Genomic DNA, 21851 nt, shown 5'->3' with positions numbered 1-21851 from the left:
CGCGCCCGCGATGATGGGGCGCGGATCGAGACGGTCACCACGGCGAGGTGGGACGATCCGGTCGTCCACGGCGACAGGGGCGGTGATATGGGGACGGGAGTCTCACCCGGCACGCAGGCGCTGGTCGCGGGCGGCGGGCGGGTCGGCGCCGACATGGCGTCGGTCGACTGGACGACGACGCCGCTCGGCGAGCCCGACACCTGGTCCACCCCGCTGCGCACCGTGGTGCGCATGCTCCTCACCTCGCGCTTCTCCATGTGGATGGCGTGGGGCCCGGACCTCACCGTCTTCTACAACGACGCCTACTGGCGCGACACGCTGCAGTCGAAGCACCCGTGGGCACTGGGCAAGCCGGCCAAGGTCATGTGGTCGGAGATCTGGCCCGACATCGGCCCGCGCATCGCCTCGGTGCTCGAGACCGGCGTCGCGACCTGGGACGAGGACCTGCTGCTGTTCCTCGAGCGCAGCGGCTACCCCGAGGAGACCTTCCACACCTTCTCCTACAGCCCGCTCGCCGACGCCGACGGCAGCATCGCCGGGATGCTCTGCGTGGTCACCGAGACCACCGAGCGCGTCATCGGCGACCGACGGCTGACGACGATGAGCGACCTCGGCACGGCCGTGGGCCCGGCGCGCTCGCGGTCCGACGTGCTGGACGCCGTCGAGGACACCCTCGGCGAGAACGACCGCGACCTGCCGTTCTCGCTGGTCTACCTGTACGACCCGGACGGCGGCGACGCGGGCGTCGCGCGGCTCGCCGCGAGCTCCGGGGTCGTCGCCGGCTCCCCGGTCGCACCGCCGACCGTCGCGGGCGGGGACGGGGCGTGGCCGGCGGAGCGGCTCGCCACGGGGGTACCGGTCCTCGTCGACGACCTCGCCGAGCGCTGGGGCGACGCCGTGCCCCGCGGCGCGTGGGACCGCCCCGCGACCCAGGCGGTCATGGTCCCGCTGGCCGCCGCGCCGGGGGAGGGCGAGGCGGGGATCGCCGGTTTCCTCGTCGCCGGGGTCAACCCGCACCGACGCTACGACGACCGGATGGCGAGCTTCTTCGAGCTGCTCGGCGGCCAGATCACCGCGGGCCTCGCCAACGCCGGGGGCTTCGAGGCCGAGCGGCGCCGCTCCGAGGCGCTCGCGGAGCTCGACCGCGCCAAGACCGAGTTCTTCTCCAACGTCAGCCACGAGTTCCGCACGCCGCTGACCCTGATCATGGGGCCGGTCGAGGAGCTGCGCGACGCGCCGGAGGTGGACGCGGAGCACTGGCGCCACGAGCTCGAGATCGTCTACCGCAACGGCCGCCGGCTCGGACGGCTGGTCAACAGCCTGCTCGACTTCTCGCGCCTCGACGCGGGGCGCCGCCAGGCCCACTACGTGCCGACGGACCTGGGGCGGGCCACCGAGGAGCTCGCCGGCATGTTCGGGTCGGCGATGGAGCGCGCCGGCCTCGAGTACGTCGTCGACGTCGCGCCGCTGGACCGCACGGTCCTGCTCGACCGGGACGCCTGGGAGAAGGTCGTCCTCAACCTGCTCTCCAACGCGCTGAAGTTCACCACCGCCGGGTCGGTGACGGTCCGCGTGGAGGCCACCGACGACGCCGCCGTCCTGCACGTCGCCGACACCGGCGTCGGCGTGCCCGCCGCCGAGCTGCCGCGGCTGTTCGAGCGCTTCCACCGCGTGGAGGGCGAGGGCGCGCGCTCCGGCGAGGGCAGCGGCATCGGGCTCGCCCTGGTCCGCGAGCTGGTCGGGCTGCACGGCGGCGAGGTCAGCGCCGCGAGCGAGTTCGGCGTCGGCACCACCATGACCGTCACCCTGCCGTTCGGGCGCGAACACCTGCCCGCCGAGCGCATCCTCGACGAACCCGGACCCGCCGCGGCGCCGTCGGACGACGCCGAGTCGTTCGTCGCCGAGGCCATGCGCTGGCTGCCCGACACCGACGGCACCGACGACCCCGAGGACGCGCCGGACGAGCGCACCGAGGTCGCGCGCGGCCGCATCCTCGTCGCCGACGACAACGCCGACATGCGCTCCTACCTGCACCGGCTGCTCGCGCCGCGCCACGACGTGCGTCTCGTCGCCGACGGCGAGGAGGCCCTGCTCGCGGCGCAGGCGAACCCGCCGGAGCTCGTCATCTCGGACGTGATGATGCCCCGGCGCGACGGGCTCGCCCTGCTCGCGGCCCTGCGCGCCGACGAGCGGACCGCGCGGGTGCCGGTGCTGCTGCTCTCGGCCCGCGCCGGCCAGGAGGCGGCCGTCGAGGGGCTCGCCGCGCAGGCCGACGACTACCTGGTCAAGCCGTTCACCGCGTCCGAGCTCCGGGCCCGCGTCGACGCGCACCTGCAGCTCGGCCGGGCGCGCCGCCGTGCGGAGGTCCGCTTCACGGCGATGGCCGACCTCGCCCCGGCCATGATCTGGGTGGCCGACGCGGACGGCGCGCGCACGTTCCACAACGCGGGCTGGCGGCGCTTCACGGGCCGCTCCGACGCCCAGGAGCGCGGGCAGGGCTGGTTCGCCGGGATGCACCCCGACGACCGGGAGCACTACCGCGACGTGCGGTCCCGGGCGATGGCCGCCGGGCGCGGCTGGGAGGTGGAGTACCGACTGCGGCGCGACGACGGCGGTGCCGACCGGGCGTACCACCGGGTCGCCGAGCACGCCGTCCCCCTGCCCGCCGACGGCGGCGTCTCCGGCTGGGTCGGCAGCTGCATCGACGTCCACGCGCGCTGGCTCGAGGCGGAGCGCCAGCGGCTGCTCGCGCGGGTCGGGGCGGAGCTCGACGGGGAGCCCGAGGTCGTCGACCGCCTCGAGAGCCTCGTGCGCCTGCTCGTCGAGGTGGGGCTCGCCGCGCGGGCCGCCGCGCGGACGGTCGACGAGGACGGCGTTCCCGGTGGCGGCCGGGCGGCTGAGGTCACCGGCGGGGCCGTGAGCGTCGTGCCGTTGTCCGCCGACGGGGCCGGCGAGGGCGAGCGCCGGGCCCTCGACCACCGGTCGCCCATCACCGAGGCGGGCGTGCTGCACCTGCCGCTGACGGTCCGCGACCACCCGGTGGCCGTGCTCGCGCTGGCGCGCACCGAGGGCTCGCCGGGGTGGAGCGAGGACGACCTGGACCTCGTCGAGGAGGTCGCGGCCCGCGCCGCGCTGGCCCTGGACAACGCGCTGCTGCTCGCCGAGGAGCGCGCCACCGCTGCCCGGCTCTCGCTGCTGCAGCGCGCCACCACCGAGCTCTCGGCCGCCGCGACGCCCGCCGAGGTCGCCGACGTGACCGTCGGGCACCTCCGCTCGCTGTTCGGCCCGTCGGCGCGGGTCGCGGTCTTCGAGTACGTGCCCCGCACCGGCGCCCTCGCCCCGCTCGCCGCCGTCAACGTCGACCCGCCCGTGGTCGGCGCCGAGCGCGAGACCCCGACGATGGTCGGGGCGGCGGTCGACAGCGGGGAGCCGCTCTGGCTGGTCGGCGGGGGTCCGGAGACACCGGACACCGAGCACCTGCGCGCGGCCCTGCGGGAGGCCGGCATCCGCGGCGCCATGGCGCTGCCCCTGGTGGCGGCCGGGGTCACGGTCGGCGCGATCGGGGTCGGCCTGCCCGACCGGGTCCGCGTCCCGCGCACGGAGCGCATCACGCTGGTCGCGCTCGCCGAGCCGTGCGCGATCGCCCTGGACCGCGCGCGGCTGTACCGCGCCGAGCACCAGATCGCCGACACCCTGCAGCGCAGCCTGCTCCCGCAGGCGCTGCCCACGCTCGACCGCCTCGGGCTCGCGGTCCGCTACCTGCCCGGCGCCACCGGCACGCAGGCCGGCGGCGACTGGTACGACGTCGTCGAGCTCGACGAGCACCGCGTCGCCATCGCCGTCGGCGACGTCGTCGGGCAGGGCACGGCGGCGGCCGCGGTGATGGGCCAGCTGCGCACGGCCCTGTCGGGCTACCTGCTCGCCGGCCACGGCCCCGCCGACGCGCTCGGCCTGCTCGACGGGCTGACCTCGCGCATCCCCGGCTCGCAGGCGTCCACGGCCATGTGTCTCACGCTGGACACGGGCACCGGGGAGCTGCGCTACGCCCGCGCCGGGCACCTCCCGGCCCTGCTGGCACCGGCCGACGGCGGTCCCGTGCACTTCCTCGACGACCCCGCGGGCCACGGGCCGCTGCTCGGGCTGCCGCGCGGGCTGCGCGACCACGGCGAGGCCGTCCTCACCGTCGACCCGGGCAGCGTCGTGGTGCTCTACACCGACGGCCTCGTCGAACGCCGCGGCGAGACCCTCGACGAGGGCTTCGACCGGCTCGTGGCCTCGGCCGACCGGCACCGCGACGCCGCCCCCGACGCGCTGGCCGGGGCGCTGCTCGCCGACCTCGGGACGCGCAACGACGACGTCGCCCTCGTCGTCGCCCGGCTCGCCCCGGCGCCCCTGGAGCTGCGGCTTCCCGCGCGCGCCGACGCGCTGGCGGTGCTGCGCCGCCGGACCTCGCGGTGGGCCCGGGCGGCCGGTGTCTCCGAGGTCGTCCTCGGCGACCTGCAGCTCGCCCTCGGGGAGGCCGCCACCAACGCGGTCGAGCACGGGTACCGGGGCGGCGACGGCTCCGGCGAGGTCGAGGTGCGGCTCGCCCGCCGGGCCGACGGCTCGACCGAGGCGAGCGTGGTCGACCACGGCACCTGGCGCCCGGCGCCCGCCGACCCCGGCTTCCGCGGCCGGGGCCTGACGCTGCTGCGCGAGGTCAGCCGCGACGCCACCGTGACCACCTCGCCCGACGGCGGCACCCGGGTCGCGTTCCGGGTGGAGCCCACCGACGACGACCCGGTCGGCGCCACGCAGACACCCCCCGAGGAGGAGCGCGCGACGGGCCGGCCGGCGTCGGTGGAGGTCCACGACGAGGGCTCCGACGGGGCCGCGGTCTGCCGCATCGTGCTCGCCGGCGACCTCGACCTCGCCGGCGCGGCGGCGTGCCACGAGGCGCTGCTCGGGGCGGTGAACGGGGCCGTCGACGGGGCGCCGTCGGTGGAGATCGACCTGCGCGGCGTCGGGCACCTGGCCAGCGCCGGCGTCGGGCTGGTGCTCGAGGCGCTGCAGGCGACCCGCCGCCGGGGCGGGCACGCCCGGCTCACGACGGCGCCCGGGAGCCCCGCGGCGCGGGTGCTCTCGCTCGCCCTGCCCGACGAGGGGTAGGTCAGGCCCGCCCGAGCCCGGCCTCGCGGGCCCGGACGATCGCCTCCGCCCGGTCCGCGACGTGCAGCTTCGTGAAGATCGCCGAGACGATGTTGCGCACCGTCTTGGGCGAGAGGAACAGCGCCGACGCGATCTGCGGGTTGGCCCGCCCGGCGGCCACGAGGTCGAGCACCTCCCGCTCGCGGGCGGTCAGCTCGGGGAAGACGTCGACGGACGCCCGGCGCGGGGCGAGGAACTCGACGACCCGCCGGGCCAGCGCCGGGCCGAAGATCGCGTCGCCCTCGGCGACCGCGGTCACCGCCCGCACGATCTCGTCCTTCGTCGCGCCCTTGAGCAGGTAGCCCCGCGCCCCGGCGCGCAGCGCGGCGAAGACCGTCTCGTCCTCCTCGCTCATCGTCAGCACGACGACCCCGACCGACGGGTCGGCGTCGACGATGCGCCGAGTGGCGGCGATCCCGTCGAGCTCGGGCATCCGCACGTCCATGACGACGACGTCGGGGCGCAGGGCGGCGACGGTCTCGACGGCGGCGGCGCCGTCGGTCGCCGTGCCCACCACCTCGACGCCGTCGACCGTGGCGAGCAGGCCGGCCAGGCCGTCGAGGTAGACGGGGTGGTCGTCGGCGAGGACGACGCGGATGTCGGTCACGAGACCTCCAGCGGCAGTTCGGCGGTGACGACGGTGCCGCCCCCTGGCGGGCAGGAGACGCTCGTGCGTCCCCCGAGCTCGGCGGCGCGCTCGCGCAGCGACAGCGTCCCGACGCCGGCGACGACGTCGGCGCCCATCCCGCGGCCGTCGTCGGCGACGGTGACGACGAGCCGGTCGGGCCGGTGGTCGAGGGTGACGGTCGCCGTGCCCGCCCCGGCGTGGCGCACGACGTTGGTCATGGCCTCCGAGGCGATGCGGAAGGCGGCGACCTCGGCGGCGGCGGGGAGCTCGCCGACGTCCCCGTCGACGGCGATCTCCAGCTCGTCGCCGGAGAGCCGGCGGGCCTGGCTGCGCAGCGCCCCGAGCAGCCCGAGCTCGTCCAGCGCGGGCGGGCGCAGGTCGTGGACGAGCCGGCGCACGTCGATGAGCAGGGTGCCGACGTCGCCGACGGCCTGCGCCAGCACCGCGTCGGCGGCCTCGGGGTCCTTCGCGGCGAGGCCCCGCGCCGTCTCGATGCGCAGCGTCACCGCGCCGAGCCCGGGGCCGAGGCTGTCGTGGAGGTCTCGGCGCAGGCGCCGGCGCTCCTCCTCGCGGGCGGTGACGAGGTCGACGCGGGCCTGCTGCAGCGAGGCCGACAGCGCGCCGGCGCGGGCGGCGGCCGCGGCCTGGCGCAGGAGGTCGCCGAGCAGGCGCTGGTCGGACTCGGAGAGCCGGCGGCCCTCGGCGACCACGACCCGCCCGATGGTCTCGTCGCGGTAGCGGATGGCGAGCTCGACGGTCGGGCGGTCGGTGTGCCCGTGCTCGACGACCGCGCGGGCCCCGTCGGCGCGGTCGATCTCGACGCGGACGTAGGGCAGGCGGAAGGCCTCGGCCACCGACCGGGCCAGCGCGGCGAGCTGCTCGCCGGGCGCGACCGCGGTCTCCAGCCGCCCGGCGAGGGTCGCGACCGCGGCGTAGGGGTCGTCGCGGGAGCCGCGGGTCAGGCGGCGGGCGGCGCGCCAGAGCCTGCTGCGCAGCGGGGTGTAGAGCACGGCGACGACGGCCACCGCGAGCAGCGCGGAGTCGCGCCCACCGAACGCCGCGCCGGCGACGAGGAGCACGAACCCGTCGACGGCGAGCACGAGCAGCCCGAGGGCGACGGCGACGATCGTCGTCGGCAGCAGCCGGTCGACGTCGTAGAGGCGCTCGCGCACGACAGCGACCACGATCGCCGCGCACGTCACCGTGATCGCGACGAGCAGCGCGATCGACGGCCACGGCTCGGGGAGCAGCAGCGCGAACCCGATGACGAGGGCGTCCACGAGCCCCGCCCACACCAGCCAGCGCAGCTGCAGGCGCCGGCGCCCCGTCGAGCGCCCGTAGCGGACGGCGACCACCACGAACGGCACGATCATGCCGAGCGGGAGCAGGGCGAACGCGACGTCGAGCACGGCGGGCCAGATCGGCAGCGGGACCGAGTGCGGGTCGAGGTCGAGCGCGGCGACCCGCGGGGTGAACGGCATGCCGCTGCGGGCCTCGACCACGCGGGCCGGCACGACCAGCAGGCTCACCGGCAGCAGGGCCGTCCCGGCCAGGCTCGCCAGCGCGACCGGGCGCCCGATCCGTCCCGAGGGCAGGCGGCCGTCGGGGAAGAGCATGAGCGCCAGCGGCAGCGCGAGCAGCAGGAACGAGCCGTAGCGCGCGCTGACGGCGTAGGCGAGCGACGTCCCCGGCGCGCCCGGCGTCAGGTACAGGCCCTCCACGATCCACTGCGCGGCGAGCCCGGAGAGGAGCCAGCCCATCCCGGCGGCGGTGAGCACCCATCCGACGGGCCGCCCACGCCGGGCGCCGCGCAGCACGAGCAGGCCGGCGGCGAGCAGGACGGGCCCGGCGAGGACCTCGACGATCCCCCCGCCCTCGTCCGGTCCGACCACCACGTCGCGGTGGCGCACGGCGAGCGCCACGATCAGCACCGCGACGACGAGCCCGACGAGGGCGACGAGGGCGAGGACGACGTCGCGACGACCGGTGGCGGGCCCGTCCGGGAGCGGCGGGGCCGCGGGCTCCGGCCGCCGCGCGGGGGCGTCCGCGCTCTGCTCGGCCGTGGGTCGCACACGGTGATCGTTCCAGGTCGCGGGCGGGTCTGTCCCCGGTCGCGGTCCCGTCGTGCGTCCCGAGTCGTGTCCCGGGTGCCCGGGACATCGTCGGGACGATCACGGGGCGCGCGGCCCTGCCGGGGCGGGACGGCCGCCGCCCAGAGTTCTCGGCATGCCACCGGCCGACCGCCGATTCGCCGACCGACTCACCCGGGAGCCCGCCATGACGACGATCCGCACCCAGCCTGCCCGTGTCCGCACCGACGCCGTCACCGAGGCCGTGGCCGTGGCCCCTGCTTCGGGCTCCGGGAGCCCGGGGGTCCGTGCCGGGACCCTGCGCGCCCTCGGCGCCGGCCTCGCGGTGGGCGCGGCGGCCTACGGGGTCACGTTCATCCTCGTCGGGAGCCAGGAGGACGGGGTCGGGCGGTTCCTCATCGACCTCACCGGCGTGGCCTTCCAGCTCGGCGTGTTCTGCCTGCTCGCGGCGATGTGGCGCACGTACGCCACCGGCACGACGCGCCTGGCCCGCACCATGATCGTGGTGGAGTCGGTGGTCCTCGGGGTCGCGACGATCCAGTCCCTGACCACGCTGCCGTCCCTCGGCGGCGAGTGGGGCACCGTCGCCACCGTCCTCGACCCGTTCTGGCCGCTGTCGATGCTCGGCATGGCGATCCTCGGCATCAAGGTGGCCGTGGCGGGCCGCTGGCGCGGGGCCCTGCGGGCGTGGCCGGTCGTCGCCGAGACGTGGATCTTCGTCGCGCTGCCCTCGATGATGCTGCTCGGCCCGGTCGTCGGCTCCGTCGTCGCCGGCGCGCACTTCCTCGTCGGCTACGCGACCCTCGGCGTCCTGCTCGCCGTGCGCCCGGACCTGACGCGGCGCTGATCGCGCCCCGTCCTGTTCCGACCGAAGGGCCCCTCCGCTCGATCTACCCGAGCGGAGGGGCCCTTCGGTCACGTCACGTTCCCGCCCGTCCGGTCGCGGGCAACCGACGGCCATGGAGTACCGCACTCTCGGACGGTCGGGGCTGAAGGTCTCGACGATGACGATGGGCACGATGACGTTCGGCGGGAAGGGCGGGTTCGAGAAGCTCGGCGCCACCGACGTCGAGGGCGCCACCCGCCAGATCGACCTGTGCGTCGACCACGGCGTCAACCTCGTCGACACCGCCGACATGTACTCGGCGGGCGTCTCCGAGGAGATCGTCGGCCAGGCCACCAAGAACCACCGCGACGACCTGTTCCTGGCGACGAAGTGCCGCTTCCCGATGGGCGACGGCCCGAACGACGGCGGGGCCTCGCGCCAGCACATCGTGAAGAGCGTCGAGGACAGCCTGCGCCGCCTCGACACGCAGCACATCGACCTCTTCCAGCTCCACGGCTGGGACGGCGTGACGCCGCTGGAGGAGACGCTCGAGGCGCTGGACACCCTGGTCAGCAAGGGCAAGATCCGCTACATCGGCTGCTCGAACTACTCGGCGTGGCACATCATGAAGGCCCTCGGCGTCTCGGAGCGCGGCGAGTACCAGCGCTTCGTCTCCCAGCAGATCCACTACACGCTGCAGGCCCGCGAGGTCGAGAACGAGCTCGTGCCGGTGTCGGTCGACCAGGGCCTCGGCATCCTCGTCTGGAGCCCGATCGCCGGCGGCCTGCTGTCGGGCAAGTTCCGCCGCGGCCAGGACGACCCGGAGACCTCGCGGCACCTCGGCGAGTGGTCCGAGCCGCCGGTCCACGACCGCGAGCGCCTCTACGACATCATCGAGGTCGCCGCGGAGATCGGTGACGCGCACGGCGTCTCGGTGGCGCAGGTCGCCAACGCGTGGCTGCTGCGCAAGCCGGGCGTGACGTCGCTCGTCGTCGGCGCCCGCACCGAGGAGCAGCTGGCCGACAACCTCGCGGCCGCCGAGCTCGCCCTCACCGACGACGAGGTCGCCCGCCTCGACGAGGTCAGCGCGACGCCGCTGCTCTACCCCTACTGGCACCAGAAGAACACGATCACCGACCGCCTCTCGCCCGCGGACGCGACGCTCCTGGGCTGAACGTCCGGCCCCGGAGCGTCGTGGTGGCGCTCCGGGGCGGCCGGGACACTCCGGCCATGGTCGCGCCGTCGCTGCAGCACGTCACCTCCGCCGACGGCACGGCGATCGCACTCGAGCAGGTCACCGAGGGTCCGCGCCCCCTCGTGACGTTCCCGGGCGCCACCGCCGGCCGGGCGAACTGGTCGGCGGCGGCCGAGCGGCTCGACGGGTCCTTCGAGGTGTGGCTGGCCGACCGGCGCGGCAAGGGCGACTCCGGGGACACGGAGCCGTACTCCTTCGAGCGCGAGTCCGAGGACGTCCGCGCGGTCGCCGCGTGGTTCGGTGGTGCGGCGACCATCGCCGCGCACTCCTCGGGCGCCGTCTGCGTCCTGGCCGCCGCGGCGTCGGGCGAGCTGCCGGCGGCGTCGCTGGTGCTCTACGAGCCGCCGTGGCCGTTGCCCGGCCGTGCGGACTACTCGGCCGCCCTCGACGCCATGGACGCCCGGCTCGCCGCCGGCGACCCCGAGGGGGTCCTGGAGACCGGGATGGTCCGGCTCGTCGAGGCGCCGCCGTCGGTGGTCGAGGCCATGAAGCAGACGCCGTCGTGGCCCCTGCGGGTGGCCCAGGCCCACACGTGGCCCCGCGAGGGGCGCGCGCTCCTCCGCATGCCCGAGGGCACGGCCGTGCTGCGGTCGGTCGGACTGCGCACGGTGATGCTGCTCGGCGAGCAGAGCGCCGAGCACCTGCGCGCGTCGACCGCGGCCGTCGCCGAGGCGCTGCCCCACGCCGAGGTCGTGGTTCTCTCCGGCCAGGGTCACGCCGCCCTGCAGACCGCGCCGGAGCTGGTCGCCGACGCGATCCTGCGCCGCATCTGAGCCTTCCCGCGCCCGCCCCGAGGCGGGATGCTCGGCCGGGTGACCAGCACCTCCGTCGACGGCGCGCTGGTCGGCCGCGACCGGGAACTGGCGCTGCTGGCGGGCTGGCTGGACGCGGCGCGCGCCGGGGCCGGACGTCTCGTGCTCTGCGGCGGGGAGCCGGGGATCGGCAAGACCCGGCTCGCCCAGGAGGTCGCCGGGCGCGCGCTCGCCCGCGGCGTCGCGGTGGTCTGGGGCCGGTGCGCCGAGGACGGGGAGGTGCCCGCCCTCTGGCCGTGGCGCCAGGTGCTGCGGGGCCTCGGGTCCGACGCCGGTCTGCTCGAGGGCGAGGAACGGTTCCGCGTCGTCGAGGACGTCGGGACGGCGTTGTGCGACGCGGGCGAGCTGCTCGTCGTCCTCGACGACGTCCACCGCGGCGACGAGGCGTCGCTGCACGTCCTGCGGCACGCGGCCACGGCGGTGACGGGCGCCCGCGTGCTCCTGCTCGCCACCTACCGCGACGTCGGCCCGGACGGCCCGCTGTCGCGGATGCTGCCGGACCTCGCCGGCGCCCCCGGCGCGGAGCGTCTCGACCTGCGCGGGTTCGGCGCCGACGAGGTCCGGGCGCAGCTCGCCGACGACGAGCTCGTCGACACCGTCCTCGAGCTCACCGGCGGGAACCCGCTGTTCGTCCGCGAGATCGCGCGGGCCGTGGCCGACGGGACCTGGCGACCGGGACGGCCGCCCCGCTCGGTGCTCGACGTCGTCGGCGCACGGCTCGACCGGCTCGGCCCCGACGCGCGCCGGCTCGTGGCGACCGCCGCGATCGCCGGGCGCGACTTCTCGCTGGGGCTGCTCGCGGTCGCGCTCGGGGAGCCGCGGACGGCGTGCCTCCCGGTGCTCGACGAGGTCCGCGCCCACGGGCTCGTCGAGGAGACGGGCGCGGGGTCCTACCGCTTCGTCCACGCCCTGACCCGGGACGCCGTGGAGGCCGCGACCCCGACCGGCGAGCGGCTGGCGCGGCACCGGGCCGTCGCCGAGGCCCTCGAGGCGGGCGCCGGCGGCGTCGTGGCCGACCGGCTCGCCGACGTCGCGCGGCACTGGCGCGAGCTCGCCCACCACGGCGAGGGTCCGCGGGCGCGGGCGCGGGCGTGGACGGTCCGGGCGGCCGCCGACGCGGTCGACCGGCTCGCGCCGGAGGACGGTGTGCGGCTCTACCGCGCGGCGCTCGCGATCGACCCGGCCGGGCTCCCGGACGGCGAGCGCAGCGTGCTCCTCGCCGCGCTCGGCCGCGCCGCGCACGCGGTCGGCGACGTCGCGGCGGCCGCCGAGGCCGCGGCGCGGGCGGGGGACGCGGCGCGGGCGGCGGACCGGTCGGACCTCCTCGCCGAGGCCGCGCTCGTGCTCGAGGCCGTCCCCGACCCCGCGGTCGACGCCGTCCTGGGTGGACTCGTCGAGGAGGCGCTGGCGGATCCGTCGATCGACGACCCGCTGCGGGCCCGCCTGCTCGCCGCGCGCAGCCAGCTCGCGTTCTACGACGGCGACCAGGACCGATGCGCGACCGCGAGCCGGGAGGCGCTCGCGCTGGCCCGGCGCTCGGGTGACGACGAGGCCCTGTCCGCCGCGCTCCGCGCCCGCCACGAGGCCTGCCCCGGGCCGGCGGGTCACGACGAACGGGCCGGGCTCGCCACCGAGATGATCGCGCTGGCCCGGCGGACCGGCCGCGCGCGCAGCGCGATGTGGGGCGAGCTGTGGCGCGTCGACACGCTCGTCGAGGCGGGTCGCCTGCGGGAGGCGCAGGACGAGCTCGCCGCCCTGGAGATCGCCGTCGCGCGCCTCGGCGGGCCCGTGCCCGCCTGGCACCTCGCGCGGGCCTCGGCGTGCGTCGCGCAGGGCCAGGGCCGGTTCGAGGACGCGGCGACGTCGGCGCGGCGCGGCTTCGAGCGCATGCGTGCGGTGGAACCCGCGCCGGCGTCGGGCGCGTTCCTCGGTCTCCAGATCGCCCTCGCCCGCCATGTCGGCGTGCGGCCCGAGGCGCAGCCGTTCCTCGAGCAGTCGTTCGACCCGCCGCCGCGCTTCCGCACCCAGTACCGGATCGCACGCGCCGCGCTGCTCCTCGCCGCCGGGCGCCGCGACGAGGCGGCCGCGTCCTTCCGGCAGGCGGGCCCGCTCGCGACGTGGTCGCTCCCGGTGTTCTTCGTGGTCTCGATGCACGCCTCGGCGGCGGTGATCTGCGGCGCGCTCGGCCTCCACGACGACCTCGCCGTCCTGACGGCGCGGCTCGAGCCGCTGCGCGGGCGGTACGTCGCGGGCACCGGGGTGTTCTTCCTCGGCCCCGTGGAGCTGGCGCTCGGCCGCGCCGCCCTCGACCTCGGGCGCCTCGACGACGCCGTCGACGACCTCACCGCGGCCGTCGCGTCCGCCGACCGCGCGGGCGCGCCGGCCTTCGCCGCCGAGGCGCAGGTCCTCCTCGCGTCGGCGTGCCACGAGCGCGGCGCGCCCGGGGACCACGAACGCGCCGTCGCCGCGCTCGGGGACGCCGAGCGGCTCGTCGGCGCCCTCGGGATGGCGGCCTGGAGCGAGCGGGTGACGGCGCTCGCCGGGCGGCTGCGGCCGGCGCGCCGCCACGACCTGAGCCGGCGGGAGGTGGAGGTGGCGGCGCTCGTCGGCGAGGGCCTGAGCAACCGGGAGATCGCGTCGCGGCTCGTGCTCTCCGAACGCACGGTCGAGAGCCACGTCCAGCACGTGCTCGCCAAGCTCGGCCTGCGCTCGCGCAGCCAGGTCGCGGCGTGGGTGGCGCGGGGCGGGATTCCGTAGCGCGTTCCGTGCTTTCGCGGATGGCCGGTGCCCGCGTCCTCCCTAGCGTCGTCCCGGCGCGGCCGACCGGGCCGCCGAGCACGAGGAGGACGTCATGTCGTACATCCTGATCGCGACCCCGCCGGTACAGACCGTGGAGGCGTTCGACGCGGTGAGCGCGACCGCGGGGGAGGGCGAGGGCATGGAGGGCCGCTGGTGCGGGCAGGCCGCGGACGGCTCGCTGCGCGTGGTCACCCTCTGGACCTCGAGGGAGCACGCCGAGCGCTTCCTCGCCGAACGTCTCGGCCCGGCGTTCGCCCGGGTGCTCGGCCCCGACGTCGCCGGGCGCCCCGAGGCGACCGGGCTGGAGGTCCTGCGGAGCTGGACGGCCGTGCCGGTCGCGTGATCATGGTGACCCCTGACCCGGGTCACACTGCGCGATCGTCCATCCTGGGCACCGGGGGACGAGGAGGGAGACGCCGGTGCCCGGTCGCCGCACGGCGAAGGCCGCACAGCACGAGCAGAACAAGCGCACGATCGTCGAGCTGACCGCCTGGATCACGGTGGCGGCCGCGATGCTCGTCGTCGGGCTGCACGGGGCGATCTCGGCGTCGTCGACGGCCGCCGACGTCCCGCGGGTCACCACCGCCGAGTACCGCTGAGCCCCGTTCCGTGATCGAGCTCTGGAACGTCTCGCGGGCGCTCGGCCTCGTCGCGCTGCTGCTCATGGGCATCGTGCTGGCCCTCGGCGCGCTGCACAACACCTCGCTGACCAAGGTGGTCGGGCAGGCCCTGCCGCGGTTCGTGCTGGTGGCGCTGCACCGCAACCTCGCGCTGATCACCGTGGTGTTCGTGCTGCTGCACGTGGTCACGGTGCTGGTCACGCCCTACCTGCCGCTGCGCTGGTACCACCTGCTCGTCCCGTTCACCGCCACGTTCAACCCGTGGCCGGTCGCGCTCGGGGCGATCGCGTTCGACCTGCTCCTCGCCGTCGTGATCTCGTCGAGCCTGCGCAAGTACCTCTCCAAGCGCGCCTGGCTCGTCGTGCACTGGACGACCTACGTGTGCTTCCCGGTCGCCGTGGGGCACGCGGTCGCCAACGCGTCGTTCCGCGGCGGGACGTGGTGGACGCTGGTCGTGCCGCTGCTCGCCACCGGGCTGGTCGTCGCGGCCCTGCTCTACCGGCGCGCCGCCCGTCGTCGCCCGGCCCTCCCGCTCGCCGACCGCGGACGCACCGACCCCGCCGAGGCGAAACGCGCCGCCGACCACGCGACGGGCTCGCAGCCGGTGGTGCGCGTGGACCCGCCGGAGGTGTCGGCGCCCGCCCCCCGGGAGGGCGGGTCGGAGGAGGGCAGGCCGGCGCGGCGGGTGGTGCGCCAGCTGCGCGTCGTCACGCGGCCCGGCACCCGGTCCGCGCCCTCGGAGACGGGGGCGCCGGAGCAGCGGCCCCGGCGCTCCCGGCACTCCGCCGACCCGGACGACGACGCCGGCGCCGACGCGCAGACCGACACCATGGCGGGCACCGAGGCGCCGACCGTCGCGCTCCCGCCGCGCCCCCGCCGGCGCTGACCGGGCCTCGCGAGCCCCACTCCTCGAGGGTTACTGGCTGGTATCGCTCGCCAGGCGATCGATACCAGCCAGTAACCGCGCGTGGTGGGGCGCGAGGCCGCGCGGACGGGCCGGCTGCCCCGCGAGTGGCACGTTCCGCCGGCGCGCGAGCCCGTCGATCATGCGCGGCGTGCCGGTCGGGGTGCGCCGGCGCCCGCTCCGGACCGCGAACGGGGACTTCGGGCGCCGAGAAGCTTTCGCTGCAACAACTCAGCGCGGGTCGGCGACGTCCCGGGTCTCGGCACGCAGGCGTTCGAGCTCGCCGATGAGGGTCTTCGCGTCGTACGGGCCGACGTGGCGCTGGGGGAGCGTGTCGCCGACGCCGAGGTAGAAGGTCGGCGTGCCCGGGAGGTCGCTGCTGCGGGCGTCGATCTCGTCGTCCTCGACGCGGTTGGCGGCGTCGCCGTCGCGCAGGTCCTCCTCGAGGCGGTCGGTGTCGAGCCCGAGGTCGGCGCAGTACTCGAGGAGGTGGTCGCGCTCGAGGGCGTCGGCGTGCGCGAAGAACGTGTCGTGGGCGTCCCAGAAGCGTCCCTGCTCGGCGGCGGCCTCGGCGAACTCGGCGGCGCTGCGGGCGTGGGGGTGGACCTCGTCGAGCGGGAGGTGGCGGAACACGTAGCGCATCTCGTCGCCGAAGTGCTCGCGCACCTGGCGGATGTTGCCGGTCGCTTTGCCGCAGAACGGGCACTCGAAGTCGCCGTACTCGACGATCGTGAGCGGCGCCCCGACGGGACCGCGGATGTGGTCGCGGCGCGGGTCGACGGGGCGCAGCAGGTCGCGCGAGGGCTCCTCGGGCAGCGCCGAGCGGCCGGCGCGGAACACCGCGGCGCCGAGCGCCAGCGCGAGCACGGACCCTGCGAGCACGCCGACGCGGGCGAGGTCGGCGAGCGCCTCGTCCTCGAGGGCGAGATCGACGATGAACAGCGAGATCGTGAACCCGATCCCCGACAGCGCCGCGCCGCCCGCCACCTGCGGCATCGTCAGGCCGGGCGCCAGGCTGCCCGGGCGCAGCCGCGCCATGACCGCGGTGGCGCCGGTGATGCCGACGAACTTGCCGGCCACGAGCCCGAGCACGATGCCCCAGAACAGCGGCGACACCACGGCGGCGCGCAGCGTCTCGGCGGTCAGCGGCACGCCGGCGTTGGCCAGCGCGAACACCGGCACGATGATGAACGCGGTGTAGGGCTGCCACAGGCGCATGAGGCGCTCGTTCACCGACACCGCGCGCTCCAGCCCGAGCCGGGCGCTGCGCGCGTACTCCGGGTTCGGCGACTGGCGGAACGCGCGGGCCAGCGCCGCCGCGCGTTCGACCTCCTTGCGCTTCGGCGGGTAGACCGGCAGCAGGAGCGCGATCAGCACCCCGGCCAGCGTCGCGTGCACCCCGGACTCGTAGAGCGCCACCCACGTCACGAGCGAGACCACGAGGTAGCCGCCGCCGCGCCAGACCCGCAGACGCCGCAGCTGCCAGATCGCGAGCAGGCCGAGGATCGCCACCGTGAGCGGGACGAGGTGCAGCTCGTCGGTGTAGACGAGCGCGATGATCGCCAGCGCGCCGATGTCGTCGGCGACCGCCAGCGTGAGCAGGAAGATCCGGAGCCGCTCCGCGCGGCCCGGCCCGATCACGGCGAGCGCGCCGAGCAGGAACGCCGTGTCGGTGGAGATCACCACGCCCCAGGCCGCCGCCGCCGGCCCCGAGGGGTTGAGCAGCAGGAACAGGACGGCCGGCAGGGCGAGGCCCGCGAGGGCGGCGGTGAGCGGGACCGCCGCCTTCGACCGGTCGCGCAGCTCACCGAGGGCGAACTCGCGCTTGACCTCCAGGCCGACGACGAAGAAGAACAGCGCCATGAGGCCGTCGTTGACCCAGTGCTGCAGGTCGAGGTCGATCGACGCGTCACCCAGCGAGATCGCGAGCGGCATGTGCCAGAACGCGTCGTAGGTCGACCCCCACGGGGAGTTCGCCCAGACCAGCGCGACCACCGTCGCGCCGAGCATGAACACCGCGGCGAGCGATTCGCTCGCGTCGCCCTTGCGGGCCTCCGAGATCCGCTCGAGGACACCGTGCCAGCGGGGACGGCTGTCCGTCACGTCGGCCATGTCCTGATCCAAGCAGGATCAGGCGGGACGGACGAGCAGCGCGACCGGGAAGCGGTCGAGCACACGTCCGAGCGCGGGCGCCGAGCCCTCCACCGGGCGACCGGTGATCACGTCGGTCCAGTCGTCGGCGCCCCCGGGCAGCGGCAGCGCGGTGTCGCGCCACCCCCCGGCGGCCGCCAGCCCGACGGGCAGCCGGGTGGCGACGGCGACGAGACGCTCGCGCCCCGCCGGGCCCCCGCGGGCGAAGGCGACCGCGTGGTCCGCGGACACCCCCGACGCCGGCAGCGGCGCGTAGCCGTCGAACAGCTCGGGCCGGAAGCGGCGCAGGCGCAGGGCGGCGGAGACGACGGCGAGCTTGGTGCCCGCCAGGTCGTCCGGGTCGTCGGACCCCGTGTTCTCGAACGCCGGCGTCCATCCGCCGTCGAGGCGCTCGAGCAGGCGCCGGCGCAGGGCGAAGTCGACCGGTCGCCGGTTGTCGGGGTCGACCAGCGAGTACTCGAAGCACTCGGTGCCCTGGTAGACGTCCGGGACACCAGGGCCGGCGAGCTGCAGCAGCTTCTGGCCCAGCGAGTTCGACCGCCCGGGGGCGTTGAGCCGCGCGACGAACGCCTCGATCTCGGCGACCGCCTCGGCGTCGGCGAGCACCTGCGCCGGCCAGGCCGCGACGGCCTCGTCGACCTCGGGCACCGCGTCGACGTGGGCGGTGACGAGCTTGGCCTCCTTGGACGCCTTCGTCAGGTAGCCCGAGAGGCGCTCCGCGGAGATCGGCCAGGCGCCGAGCACCGACTGCCACGCGAGCAGCTCCAGCGACGGCGAGGGCAGCGGGTGGCGCGCGGCCGCCGAGCGCAGGAACGCGCCCCACTCGGCGGTGAGCTCGCTGAGTACCGCGAGGCGCGCGCGCACGTCCTCGGAGCGCTTGGTGTCGTGCGTCGAGAGCGTGGTCATGGTCGCCGGGGTCGCCGCGTCGCGGGCGGCGGCGCGGGCGTGGAACTCGGCGGGGGAGACCCCGAAGCGGTCGGGCGCCCCGCCCACCTCGTTGAGGGCGACGAAGCGGTTCCACCGGTAGAACGTCGTGTCCTCGACGCCCTTGGCGGTGACCATCCCGCTGGTCTGCTCGACGCGCCGGGTGAGGTGGCCGTCGGGCTCGGCGGTCATCGCCGCGTGGATCCGCCGGAGGATCTCGGCGAGCTCGGGGCGGGCGGTCGCGGCGGTGTCGACGGCGCGGTCGAGCGCGTCGCGGCCCTCCGGGAGGTACGAGCGGTAGACGGGGTAGGCGCCGAGCAGCTCGGCGACCGCGTCGCGCACCTTCTCGGGATCGTCGTCCCCGGGCACCAGCGCGGCGATGCGCCGCACCTCGGCGACCAGGATCTCGTCGGTCACCAGCCGCTTCGCCGTGTGCTCGGCGGTCGACAGGCCCTCGCGAACGCCCGTGTGCTGCGCGGCGACGGCGTCGACGAGGGCCTCGCCGCGCGGGTCGACGAACAGGCCCTGGTTCTCGCGCAGCGCCTCGTAGCCCGTGGTGCCGTCCACCGGCCAGGACAGGGGCAGCTCCTCGTCCGCCCCGAGGATCTTCTCGACGAGCAGCCAGGCTTCCTCGCCGAGCGCCGCGCGCAGCCGGCGCAGGTAGGCGCCGGGCGCGGTGAGCCCGTCGGGGTGGTCGATGCGCAGCCCGTCGAGCTCGCCGATCGCCCGCCAGCGCAGGACCTCGGCGTGGGTGGCGTCGAAGATCTCCGGGTCGTCGACGCGGACGGCGGCGAGGTCGGAGACGTCGAAGAAGCGCCGGTAGGTCAGCTCGGCGTTGCCGCGGCGCCAGTGCACGAGCCGGTAGTGCTGGCGCTCGTGCACCTCCTGCGGCGTGCCCTCGTCCGCGGTGCCGGGGGCCACCGGGTAGCGGTGCTCGTAGTAGTGCAGCTCGGCGCGGTCGTCGGAGAGCGTGAGCGCCCCGACGTCCTCGGGGGACCCGAGCACGGGGATCAGCAGGGGCTGCGTGAGGTCGGCGTCGTACCAGGACGCGTAGGGCGAGGACGCCCCCTCGCGCAGCAGCGACCACCACGACGGGTTGGCCTCCGGCACCGCCACGCCCATGTGGTTGGGCACGAGGTCGACGAGGACGCCGAGCCCGGCGTCGCGCAGCGCCGCGACCAGGGCGCGCCGGCCGTCCTCGCCGCCGAGCTGGTCGTTGGCGCGGGTGGGGTCGACGACGTCGTAGCCGTGGGTCGACCCCGGGGCGGCCTGCAAGATCGGCGAGCAGTACAGCGCCCCGACCCCGAGCCCGTCGAGGTAGCCGACGAGGTCGCGGGCCGCCGCGAAGTCCTGCGCGGGCGAGAGCTGCAGCCGGTAGGTGGACGAGGGCAGGTCGCTCACGCGTGCTCCGTCTGGTCCGTGCGCTGCAGGAGCAGCATCGAGCGCGAGGTGACGGCGACGACGTCGCCGCCCACGTGGTCGTCGAGGCCCTCGGGCAGCGGCGGGGTGTTCCAGGTCTGGGTCGTGCGGGTGGTGCCCACGACCACCTCGCCGGTGGTGGTGTCGAGGACCGTCGCCCAGCGGTGGGGGAAGCCCTCGCCGGGGAGGGTGACCTCGGCGTCCTCGTAGTGGGCGTTGAAGATCAGCAGGAACGTGTCGTCGACGACCCGCTGGCCGCGCGGGTCGCTCTCGAGGATGCCGTCGCCGTTGAGGAACACGGTGAGCACCTGGGCCTCGCCGGACTCCCAGTCGGCGTCGCTCATCTCCTCGCCCGAGGACGTGAACCAGGCGATGTCGCGCTGGACCTCGGCGTCCGGGGCGCCCGCCGCCGGGCGGATCGGCCGGCCGTTGAAGAAGCGGCGCCGGCGGAACACCGGGTGCGACGCGCGCAGCTCGCTGACCTTGCCGGTGTAGTCCATGAGGTCGAGGTCGGCCTTCTCCGGCGCCCACTCCATCCAGGAGATCTCGGAGTCCTGGCAGTAGCCGTTGTTGTTGCCGTACTGCGTGCGCCCGATCTCGTCGCCGTGCAGCAACATCGGCACGCCCTGCGACAGGAACAGCGTCGCGAGGAAGTTGCGGCGCTGCCGGTGGCGCAGGTCGAGGATCTCCGCGTCGTCGGTGGGGCCCTCGACGCCGTGGTTCCACGAGTTGTTGTCGTCGGCGCCGTCCTGGCCGCCCTCGCCGTTGGCCTCGTTGTGCTTCTCGTTGTACGAGACGAGGTCGTTGAGCGTGAAGCCGTCGTGCGCGGTGACGAAGTTGATCGACGCGTAGGGCCGGCGGCCGTCGTCCTGGTAGAGGTCCGACGAGCCGGTGAGCCGGGCGGCGAACTCGCCCATCGTGCCCGGGGTGCCGCGCCAGAAGTCGCGCACGGTGTCGCGGTACTTGCCGTTCCACTCGGTCCAGCCGGGCGGGAAGTTGCCGACCTGGTAGCCGCCGGGGCCGACGTCCCAGGGCTCGGCGATGAGCTTGACCTGCGAGATCACCGGGTCCTGCTGGACGAGGTCGAAGAACGTGGAGAGGCGGTCGACGTCGTAGAACTCGCGGGCCAGCGTGGCCGCGAGGTCGAACCGGAAGCCGTCGACGTGCATCTCGGTGACCCAGTAGCGCAGGGAGTCCATGATCAGCTGCAGCGTGTGCGGCTGCCGGACGTTCAGGGAGTTCCCGGTGCCCGTGTAGTCCATGTAGTACTGCGGCTGGTCGTCGACGAGGCGGTAGTACGCCTGGTTGTCGATGCCGCGCATGGACAGCGTCGGGCCCTGGTGGTTGCCCTCGGCGGTGTGGTTGTAGACGACGTCGAGGATCACCTCGATGCCCGCGTGGTGCAGGTCGCGCACCATCGCCTTGAACTCCTGCACGTGCGCGCCCGGCGCCGGCCGCCCGGTGACGCCGCGGCTCGCGTAGCCGAAGTGCGGCGCGAAGAAGGCGATCGTGTTGTAGCCCCAGTAGTTGCGCAGATCGCGCTGGACGAGGGCGTCGTCGTGGACGAACTGGTGCACCGGCATGAGCTCGATCGCCGTGATGCCCAGACGCTGGAGGTGGGCGATGACCGCCGGGTGCGCGACGCCCGAGTAGGTGCCGCGCATCTCCTCGGGGACCTCGGGGTGCAGGTAGGTCAGCCCCTTGACGTGCGCCTCGTAGACCACGGTGTCGTGGTACGGCGTGCGGGGCGGGCGGTCGTCGTGCCAGTCGAAGAACGGGTTGATCACCACGGACTTCGGCACGTGCGGCGCCGAGTCGTCGTGGTTGGCCTCGTCGGCGTCCTCGAAGTGGTAGCCGAACAGGGACTCGTCCCACGCGTAGGTGGTGCCCAGCGTGCCGTCGAGCGCCTTGGCGTAGGGGTCGATGAGCAGCTTGTGGCCGTTGCACCGCAGGCCCTGGTCGGGCTCGAGCGGGCCGGCGACCCGGTAGCCGTAGCGCTGACCGGGCACGATGCCGGGCAGGTAGCCGTGCCAGACGAAGCCGTCGCGCTCGGGCAGCGCGATGCGGGTCTCTTCGCCGGCCTCGTCGAACAGGCAGAGCTCGACGCCCTCGGCGACCTCGCTGAAGAGCGCGAAGTTGGTGCCGGCCCCGTCGTAGGTCGCGCCCAGGGGATAGGACGTGCCGGGCCAGGGCTGCATCGGGGTCGCCTCCGCGGGGGATGGTGGGGAACGGGCTC

The 21851-nt window shown here is 75.6% G+C and carries 13 protein-coding genes; 8 read left to right on the top strand and 5 right to left on the bottom strand.

Annotated features, from left to right (window positions below):
- The first annotated feature begins 87 nt into the window (after positions 1-87).
- The gene (locus WCD58_RS02570; RefSeq protein ID WP_337699160.1) at positions 88-5148 is read left to right on the top strand and encodes a SpoIIE family protein phosphatase; all 5061 of its coding nucleotides are present in this window, start codon (positions 88-90) and stop codon (positions 5146-5148) included.
- Position 5149: 1 nt separating this feature from the next.
- On the opposite strand, the gene WCD58_RS02565 is transcribed toward WCD58_RS02570, so the two are convergent.
- Together WCD58_RS02565 and WCD58_RS02560 are read right to left on the bottom strand one after the other, a co-directional pair.
- Positions 5150-5794 (bottom strand): response regulator transcription factor, encoded by a 645-nt coding sequence (locus WCD58_RS02565; RefSeq protein ID WP_337699158.1) that lies wholly within the window; start codon positions 5792-5794, stop codon positions 5150-5152.
- Complete coding sequence (locus tag WCD58_RS02560) at positions 5791-7887, bottom strand: sensor histidine kinase (protein WP_337699156.1); 2097 nt, start codon at positions 7885-7887, stop codon at positions 5791-5793. Before WCD58_RS02560 ends, WCD58_RS02565 begins: the two co-directional genes overlap by 4 nt.
- Before the next feature lie 205 nt (positions 7888-8092).
- On the opposite strand from WCD58_RS02560, the gene WCD58_RS02555 reads away from it, so the two are divergent.
- The 7 genes from WCD58_RS02555 (at position 8093) to WCD58_RS02525 (ending at position 15103) form a co-directional block, all read left to right on the top strand.
- Positions 8093-8752: a hypothetical protein gene (locus WCD58_RS02555; protein ID WP_337699155.1), complete on the top strand. Its 660-nt coding sequence runs from the start codon at positions 8093-8095 to the stop codon at positions 8750-8752.
- Positions 8753-8909: 157 nt separating this feature from the next.
- Positions 8910-9905, top strand: a complete 996-nt coding sequence (locus WCD58_RS02550) for an aldo/keto reductase (RefSeq protein WP_337699153.1) — start codon at positions 8910-8912, stop codon at positions 9903-9905.
- Positions 9906-9961: 56 nt separating this feature from the next.
- Positions 9962-10759, top strand: coding sequence for an alpha/beta fold hydrolase (locus tag WCD58_RS02545; protein WP_337699151.1), 798 nt, complete (start codon positions 9962-9964; stop codon positions 10757-10759).
- A gap of 39 nt (positions 10760-10798) precedes the next feature.
- Positions 10799-13555 (top strand): ATP-binding protein, encoded by a 2757-nt coding sequence (locus WCD58_RS02540; protein ID WP_337699149.1) that lies wholly within the window; start codon positions 10799-10801, stop codon positions 13553-13555.
- 94 nt (positions 13556-13649) lie between these two features.
- Positions 13650-13940 (top strand): hypothetical protein, encoded by a 291-nt coding sequence (locus tag WCD58_RS02535; RefSeq protein ID WP_337699147.1) that lies wholly within the window; start codon positions 13650-13652, stop codon positions 13938-13940.
- Positions 13941-14016: 76 nt separating this feature from the next.
- On the top strand, positions 14017-14196 hold the full coding sequence (locus WCD58_RS02530; RefSeq protein WP_337699145.1) for a hypothetical protein: 180 nt from the start codon (positions 14017-14019) through the stop codon (positions 14194-14196).
- 10 nt (positions 14197-14206) lie between these two features.
- A complete protein-coding gene (locus tag WCD58_RS02525) occupies positions 14207-15103 on the top strand; it encodes a ferric reductase-like transmembrane domain-containing protein (protein ID WP_337699143.1) in 897 nt (298 codons plus the stop codon).
- Between the two features lie 249 nt (positions 15104-15352).
- Here WCD58_RS02525 and nhaA read toward each other — a convergent pair whose 3' ends face one another.
- The 3 genes from nhaA to glgX are packed head-to-tail and all read right to left on the bottom strand — an operon-like array spanning position 15353 to position 21813.
- Complete coding sequence (gene nhaA, locus WCD58_RS02520; protein ID WP_337699141.1) at positions 15353-17233, bottom strand: Na+/H+ antiporter NhaA; 1881 nt, start codon at positions 17231-17233, stop codon at positions 15353-15355.
- 18 nt (positions 17234-17251) lie between these two features.
- Complete coding sequence (gene treY / locus WCD58_RS02515) at positions 17252-19597, bottom strand: malto-oligosyltrehalose synthase (protein ID WP_337699139.1); 2346 nt, start codon at positions 19595-19597, stop codon at positions 17252-17254.
- A complete protein-coding gene (glgX, locus tag WCD58_RS02510; protein WP_337699136.1) occupies positions 19594-21813 on the bottom strand; it encodes a glycogen debranching protein GlgX in 2220 nt (739 codons plus the stop codon). The genes treY and glgX overlap by 4 nt, the downstream gene beginning before the upstream one ends.
- Between the last annotated feature and the right edge of the window lie 38 nt (positions 21814-21851).

The organism is Actinomycetospora flava (genome assembly GCF_037400335.1).
Taxonomy (GTDB): domain Bacteria; phylum Actinomycetota; class Actinomycetes; order Mycobacteriales; family Pseudonocardiaceae; genus Actinomycetospora; species Actinomycetospora flava.
Note: the sequence above shows the minus strand (reverse complement) of the source record. Positions and strands in the feature narration are given on the sequence as shown.